This is a genomic window from Pseudomonas sp. Root71, assembly GCF_001429045.1.
In the GTDB taxonomy this organism is placed as follows: Bacteria; Pseudomonadota; Gammaproteobacteria; order Pseudomonadales; family Pseudomonadaceae; genus Aquipseudomonas; species Aquipseudomonas monachiensis.
Map to the genome: position 1 here is coordinate 160,414 of NZ_LMHY01000004.1, position 7,280 is coordinate 167,693.

General features: G+C 54.3%; 4 protein-coding genes and 1 pseudogene. 1 reads left to right on the forward strand and 4 read right to left on the reverse strand.

Annotated elements, in window-relative coordinates; genetic code table 11:
* Positions 1-142: 142 nt before the first annotated feature.
* The 4 genes from ASD95_RS06250 to ASD95_RS06270 all read right to left on the reverse strand — a co-directional run bounded on the left by ASD95_RS06250 (position 143) and on the right by ASD95_RS06270 (position 6,272).
* A complete protein-coding gene (locus ASD95_RS06250) occupies positions 143-1,687 on the reverse strand; it encodes an ABC transporter substrate-binding protein (RefSeq protein WP_056723401.1) in 1,545 nt (514 codons plus the stop codon).
* 222 nt (positions 1,688-1,909) lie between these two features.
* Positions 1,910-2,737: a helix-turn-helix domain-containing protein gene (locus ASD95_RS06255; protein ID WP_056723403.1), complete on the reverse strand. Its 828-nt coding sequence runs from the start codon at positions 2,735-2,737 to the stop codon at positions 1,910-1,912.
* A gap of 496 nt (positions 2,738-3,233) precedes the next feature.
* Positions 3,234-4,610 carry an aspartate aminotransferase family protein gene (locus tag ASD95_RS06260; protein WP_056723405.1) on the reverse strand — a complete coding sequence of 459 codons (1,377 nt, stop codon included), beginning with the start codon at positions 4,608-4,610 and terminating at the stop codon, positions 3,234-3,236.
* Between the two features lie 681 nt (positions 4,611-5,291).
* Positions 5,292-6,272 (reverse strand): LysR substrate-binding domain-containing protein, encoded by a 981-nt coding sequence (locus ASD95_RS06270; protein WP_201783881.1) that lies wholly within the window; start codon positions 6,270-6,272, stop codon positions 5,292-5,294.
* A 117-nt stretch (positions 6,273-6,389) separates the two neighbouring features.
* Here ASD95_RS06270 and ASD95_RS06275 point away from each other — a divergent pair.
* Positions 6,390-7,159 (forward strand): annotated as a pseudogene (locus ASD95_RS06275) (IS5/IS1182 family transposase); the annotation flags it as partial.
* Positions 7,160-7,280: the final 121 nt, after the last annotated feature.

A 7,280-nucleotide genomic window follows, 5' to 3' on the forward strand; every position in this document is an offset into this window, starting at 1 on the left:
GACTTCTTACGCCCTACATAAACCCCCAAAAGCGGATTAACCCTTGAGGGAATGACCAGGCAAATTAACTAACTGCCTGGTTATCGATTTACATGGCAAATCAGGTATTACACGTACCACTTCATCAAGGACGACTCAGCATTCAGCGATTCAAGCTGTAGTAGAGAATCGCCTCATAAGCAGGATTCAGGCTCTTTTCCATACCCTTGATGTCTTTGCGGGAGACACGTATCTGCTGAACGTCGGCGTACCAGATCGCAGGAGCGTCCTTGGCCAGTAGCTGCTGGGCCTGCACGTACTTTTCAGTGGACTTGGTCCGATCACTGCCTTCTAACGCCGCCGCCTCTTCGATCAACTGATCAAAGTTTGGGTTGCTGTAGTGAGACAGATTGAATAGCGTGGTTTTCTCTGTATGGAACTCACTGAAAAGCCAATCGCTGGGTGTCGGATACGTCGGCCACCAAGCCATAGATTGCATGTTGGGAGCGGTATCCAGCTTCTTTGCCTTATCCCAGATCACACCCCACTCGCCGGGGAGTAACTCCACCTCAACGCCAACCTGAGACGCCGTCGCCTGGAATAGTTCAGCAGCGTTTGCATAGACGCCACTGATGTACTGCATCGAGACCTTCCAGTCCTGCTTAGGTACACCGGAGGCTTCCAACAATTGTCGGGCTTTATCCAGATCGTAAGAGGCCATAGGCACGCTGGCATGCCCCCAGATACTGGTGGGCAAAGGCCCCTTGGGAACGCTGCCGTAGCCATGCAAAATATCTTTGGTGACACTTTCATAGTCCCAGAGGTACTGCAGCGCCTGACGAAATGCCAGGTTGTTCGTAGGGTACTTCTGGGTATTGATCAAAAATTGAAAGTTTTTCCACGAAGGCGCGGTGCTCACCTTGATGGAGGGGTTCTCTCCCAATACCTTGAGCTGATCAAGAGGGATATCCCAAGCGACACCGGCCTCGCCATTTTTGATCATCTGGGTACGAGTGGCGGCTTCGGACACGACCTTCACGATAACCCGATCAAATTGCCCTTCTTTCCAACCTCCCCAGTAGCCATCGAATCGCTCAAGCACCACTTGCTGGCCCTGTTCGACCTGCCCAAGTTTGTAGGGACCGGTACCGATGGCGTTGGGAGCCATCATCCAGTCATGACCTTTCTCCACCGCCGCCGGGGCAATGATGTAAGCGGCATACTGACCTGCCGCGATCAGATTGGCCGGAGTGGGACTCTTAAACTTGAGCACTACCGTATCGTCAGCGAGGGCCTCGACGGCATCCAGACCGTTCCATACAAATGCAGCGCCCTGTTTCAGCTCCTTGACGTAATCAATGGACTTTTTGACCGCTGCGGCATTAAAGGCCGAACCGTCATGAAATTTAACGCCGTGCCGCAGCTTGAAGGTCCAGGTTTTGCCGTTGTCGCTGCTTTCCCAGGACGTGGCAAGCCCGGGGGAAAACTCCTCAGCGCTGCCTGGCGCGTTATATACCACTAGTGTCTCGTAGATATTGCCCAGTACCCGCACTTCCTCCGAAAAGGCCGAGGCTGGATCCCAATCCTTGAAAGAGGCTCGATCAGCGACAACCAAGGTATTGTTTGCCGCATACACCAAACCACTGGTCAATGGCGCAGTAATGGACAGCGCCATCAACCCCGCCATCAATGTTCTTTTGAATTTCATAGGTGTTCCTCTTATTTTTATGGCGGGCGCAGCGGATCACTTGTAGAAACAGGCACTCATTCAACCGGAATGAATAATGTGATTGGCCGTTAACGAAACTGACATTTGAGTGGTGTATGGCATTATCGATCTGCCGCACGGCCAGCTCAATTTCGCGAGCACGAAGAAAAAAACGCCAGGTGACGCCCCAAAGCGTCACCTAGCGTCAATTTTAAGAAAAGACTAAAACAGCGGAGGGACGAGGTTGAACTCACCTTCTGATGGATGTACCAGCAGCCGCGACCTCACCTCGTCGGGAATCTCAGGGGCATCAATCGGAAAACAACTGCAACTGGTGAGAGCGTTACGCAGGTCGATCGATTCGCCTAGGTGTTCAAATACAATATGGGCACCAAAAGGACGGCGGAAATTGTCACCCGAAACGCCGAGTACCAAGCCGTTGAGAAAACGGAAACGACTGCGGTAGGAGGGATAAAGCGCTGACCAGATATAGCCCCGGGACGAGAGGTACTCGCGCTCGACGATGTAAATCAGATCCGATGAGGCAAAGCAGAACCCACGATATTTATTGATGCCGAAACTGTTCAGTTGGTCATCGCCCAGCCTCATCCGCTCGTAAGTTTTACTCAGGATCTTTTCGCCGGAGCGGGTCAAGCGGGTAATCGACTTGATCACCTCCCCCGGCGCGGCAGGCGACATCAAATAGACAAAGTAGTAACCCTGGTACTTCGACAACTCCTGCGCGGAGCTCGGGAAAAAATCGGCTGGTACCGCACTGTCCGGCTCTCGCGCCGTGCGTTGCCTGTTGAGCAGAGCACGGAAGGATTCATGCTCGGAGAATATTTCCTCCTCATCCACCCCAAAAAAAGTGCAGATCTTGCGCAGGGTAAAGGATGAGGGAGTCGCTTGCGCCCCCAAGTATTTGTTGAACTGCTGGCGGTTGATATCAAGGGAGCGGCACACCTTCGCCACCGACTTATAATATCCGCAGAGAAGGCGCAAGTTTTGACTGAAGTCTTGCATCGACTGGGATGAACTGGAACTGACCATAAAGAGTATTCCTAACGCCAGAATTGACAACATGCTGAACTAATCGTCGCTTGGGGTCACGGCTTCAAAAGCTCAGTGCAAGACAGTGCCTGAAAGTGGCGCAGAAGCTCGGCATTGCCAACCCGTGATCGACGCGAGCATAGAGCCCGACCATAGCGACTAGGTGAGGAAATATTCAACAAATACACGAGCTTATCCAGCGATTCCTGACCCATCGGCAGAATTAACATCGGCTGCATATTTGTAATTCGCGCCTATTGCCACCCAAGATGTCACCGCTGTGGTCTTCATTAACACCACCGGTGCAGGCGAGGCCGGGGCAGGCACCAACGAAAAAGCCCCGAATAATCAGGGCTCTAACATATATATGTCGTGGCATTTTCCGTGAATACTACAACGGGCTTGCCTGTAAGCCATTTAGCAGGCCCGCTGCCTACTCTCACAGGATCGTCCGCGATACGACGCCAAACCTATCAAAGTCGAGCCGTACCCGTCCTCAATGCCCCTGCGCCAGCCACCGCTGTGTATCCTCCAACGCCTTGCTGAAACAGTTGATGATCAGGTCGACTTCTTCCGCTGTAGTGACCAGGGGTGGGCAGAACGCAATGCTGTCGCCAATGTTGCGGACAATCATGCCGTGCTCTTGGCAGCGAGCATTGAAATAACTACCGACCCGGCGAAGCGGCTCGAACCGGGTTTTCTCCGATTTATCTGCGACCAGCTCAACGGCGGCAATGAAGCCGACACCTCGGATCTCCCCGATTAACGGATGGTCAGCATATTGCGAAAGGCCAGCTCGCAGTCGCGCCCCCATTTCGGCCGCGTGTTCTACCAGGTGTCTCTCTTCAATCAACTTGATGTTCTCCAGCGCCACTGCCGCAGCCACTGGGTGCCCGCTCGCGGTGAAGCCGTGTCCAAACGTGCCGATGGTCGAACTTTGCCCCGCGATCTCCTGATAAATCCGTTCGTTGATCAACACTGCTGCAAGCGGTTGATATGACGAGGTCAACTGTTTAGACAGCACCATAATGTCTGGCTCGATGCCGAACGTAGTCGAGCCGAACATGTTGCCAGTGCGGCCAAATCCACAGACGACCTCGTCTGCTACCAACAAAATATCGTACTTGCGGCAAACCGCCTGGATCTTTTGCCAGTAGCCGCGCGGAGGAACAATAACCCCACCGGCCGCCATCAAAGGTTCGCCGATGAACGCAGCCACTGTATCGGGCCCTTCGCGCTGGATGAGGGTTTCGAGCCCTTTTGCAAGACGATCCGAAAATGCCTCCTCCGACTCGCCGGGTTCGCCGAAACGATAGTGATGCGGGCACATTGCATGCGCTATGTCCATCATAGGCAGGTCGAAAGCACGATGATTGTTCGGCAAGCCAGTTAGGCTCGCCGCAGCGATGGTCACGCCATGGTAGGCTCCGATGCGGGATATCACCTTTTTCTTCAGCGGCAGGCCACGGGCGTTATTGTAGTAACGAACCATTTTCACCACCGTGTCGTTGGCCTCAGAACCGGAGTTGGTAAAGAAAACCTTGCTCATCGGCACCGGCGCCAGCGAGATGAGCTTCTCCGCGAGATCCACGGCAGGCTGATGCGTTTTGTGAGTAAAGGTGTGGTAGAAAGGTAGCTTACGCATCTGCGTCATGGCCGCCTCGACCAGTCGCACCTCGCTGAAGCCAAGTGCCGCACTCCACAGGCCCGACATGGCTTCGATATAGCGACGCCCCTCGGTGTCATAGACGAAAACCCCATCCCCGCGCTCAATTGCCAACGGACCGACACCTTCGTGCATCCGCGCATCGGTATAGCTATGAAGGTGATGGGCTATATCCCTCGCGTACAGTGTGTCAGTGGCATTGGACATGGGTGTCTCCAAGAAAGAAAGTGACGACCCCGCTCACCTTAATAGCAACTTGGCGGGGTCTGGATTTAAGTTTTGGCTGGGAAATTAGTCCGGAACACAGTCGTTCCAGACTAGCTTGCGGCACTTGGTTATAACGCGGTTATGGCATGAGAATCGCTGTGCTCTAACGTGGTTTTCCCCTTCGCTGTTTTTGATATTCAGCCCGCGCCCACTCATTTGAGAGCTGAGTTTGATACAGTTTCTCCTGCTCAGACAGGCACTTTATTACTTCCTCAGTGGTGACTTCATGTCACCACTCCATAGCTAGTACGGAGGCATTCCTCCCCCATGAGCTTCGTACATTCCGAACGGATCGTTATCCAGAGCAAATCGCCATAAACGGCAAGTCTTTGCCACTAACAGCGAAACTAGCGGACAGCGCCCCCCCAAGCCGATTGTCGAAGGTCATTCGCCAGTCATTCGCAACGGGGCCGTTCGTGATGGGCGCGTGCATAGCATGTTGGTGAATGAGCGCGGTTGCGACAATAACTGGGAGATACTTTTGTGAATGGACGAAACTTTGACGAGCCAGCGTCAATGGCAGGAGGAACATGCGCGCATGTGTTGAGCGGAAGATCAGTTTGAGGCTATTAGACCTGGATCTACTCAAGTATCAAACCGAACTTTTACCTGACGGCTAAATTATTCTTCAGCGCAATCGTGTTGACTTATCACACCAGCTGACTGGCCACCCGTCGTCTCCGCGATAGACTGCTGCATCCAAGCGCGGAAACGCGCCAATGTCACTTCATTCCAACGCTCACGCGGTCCAACTAAATAATAGCCTCCGAGCCGAACATCGGTTCCAAGCAACTCGACCAGCCGCCCGGTGCGCAAATCATCGGCGGCAATTAGGCGTGTCGCGAGTGCGATTCCCTGCCCCGTTAGGGCCGCGTCGACCGTAAGATTGGCTGACCAGAGCCGCGGCCCGTTCAACACTACTTCATGCCCATAGCCAGCCTGATGGAACCATTGTCGCCATTGATCGCGGCTTTCCTCATGTATCAACGGCTGACTCACAAGATCGTCAAGAGAGCGGATGGGTGCGTTCTTGCTGATCCAGTCCGGGCTAGCGACCGGGAAAATCCGCGGCCTTTCCAGCAAAATCCAGCGCACATTCCCCTTCGGCTCATCCAAATAACGGATATCGACATCGGCGTCGTAATGCGCGAAATCGGGCTCTAGATCGGTCGCGCGCATGACGAAATCAATACCGGGCAGCGCAAGTTGGAGCTGGTTAAAACGCGGCGCCAGCCAGCGCGTCGCGAGACCAGGGACACACCAGATTCGTAAAACCGAGCGGCTTACCGCCGGACGCAATTCCGCCGTCGACTTGGCGATCATGTCGAAAGCCATTCCCACAGTCTCGGCAAAAAGCCTGCCTTCCGTAGTCAGCCGAATGCCTCGTGGTCCAGCATCCACAAGTCGCGTGCCAAGCCAGGATTCAAGATTTCGCACATGGCGGGAAACGACCGTATGGCCGACATTGAGATCATCCGCAGCCTTGCGCATCGAGCCGAGCCGGCTCACTGCCTCAAAGGCGCGGACCATCGAAAGCGGCGGTAGACGTCCGCGTTTGGCGCCACTTTCTAGCTCCTCTTCTGGCGATTTGGTTTTACGCAAGCATGCCTCCTTGAAAGTGAGTGTTTCCACAAGTTTAAACGTCATAATGCCGAAAACCCCTCCTGTGCGAAATGAAATCCGGGGCTCGTTCCCGAAGAGACGCACAGAGGTAAGACGAAGCGCCTATCGCTGACGGATCCTCAAGCCCGCTGAACCGCAGCTTCAGGTCGCTCGGCGTTCTACGCCTATTCCACGAACTATCCGATCGATACCGAGCACGGCGTCATCGTGGATGTGGAACCCACACCGGCTGATCGAACCATAAGTCGAGAGCACCAAGAAGATGATCGATCGGGTCGAAGCGCAGTTCGACATCAAGCCGGAACGCCTCATTGGCGACACCACTTACGGTACTGCGCCGATGCTGGCCTGGGTGGTGGAGGAAAAAGACATCGAGCCGAATGTGCCGGTGTGGGACAAAACTGAGCGCAAGAACGATAGCTTTTCGAGTTACGATTTTCACTGGAATGAAGAGGCCGAGGAATACCGCTGCCAAGCCGGCAACTTATTACGCCGCGAATGGCGAGCCTCCAAGAACGAGCGTTTGCACCTCACCAAAGCCAACACCATCATCTTCCGATCCTGGCAGACCGACTGCGTAGCTTGTCCGATGAAAGCCAAGTGTTGTTTCGCAAGCTCGCAGCTTCCATGAAGCCGCTCGTGATGTGGATCGGCGCATCGCAGCGAGGGCGTAATACGTGTGCTCTCGCCACGAACGTAAGAGGTTCGAAATGATGTTCGTCCACCCTCTAGCGCATACTGAAACTGGATCGCCTGAGACTACGTGGCATGAGTGGCGCGACCGATGAGTTCACGCTGGCGCTACGGTGCAGAGCCTACGACGGCCGGCCAAATTGACATCTCACGGGCCACCAGTCACAGGATAGATGCGCCTGCACTAAGCCAAAAACGTAAGCGTCCGGCCAAGTCACCTACCGAACTCCAGCATTAAGGGCGATGGTGTCCGCGTATTTTTAAGCGGACGCGATCGCCCTTATCGCCAGGATT

Excerpts from the sequence above, each read along its gene's own strand:
- ASD95_RS06260 (WP_056723405.1), bottom strand. The coding sequence starts at position 4,610 with ATGTCCAATGCCACTGACACACTGTACGCGAGGGATATAGCCCATCAC.
- ASD95_RS06255 (WP_056723403.1), bottom strand. The coding sequence starts at position 2,737 with ATGGTCAGTTCCAGTTCATCCCAGTCGATGCAAGACTTCAGTCAAAAC.
- ASD95_RS06250 (WP_056723401.1), bottom strand. The coding sequence starts at position 1,687 with ATGAAATTCAAAAGAACATTGATGGCGGGGTTGATGGCGCTGTCCATT.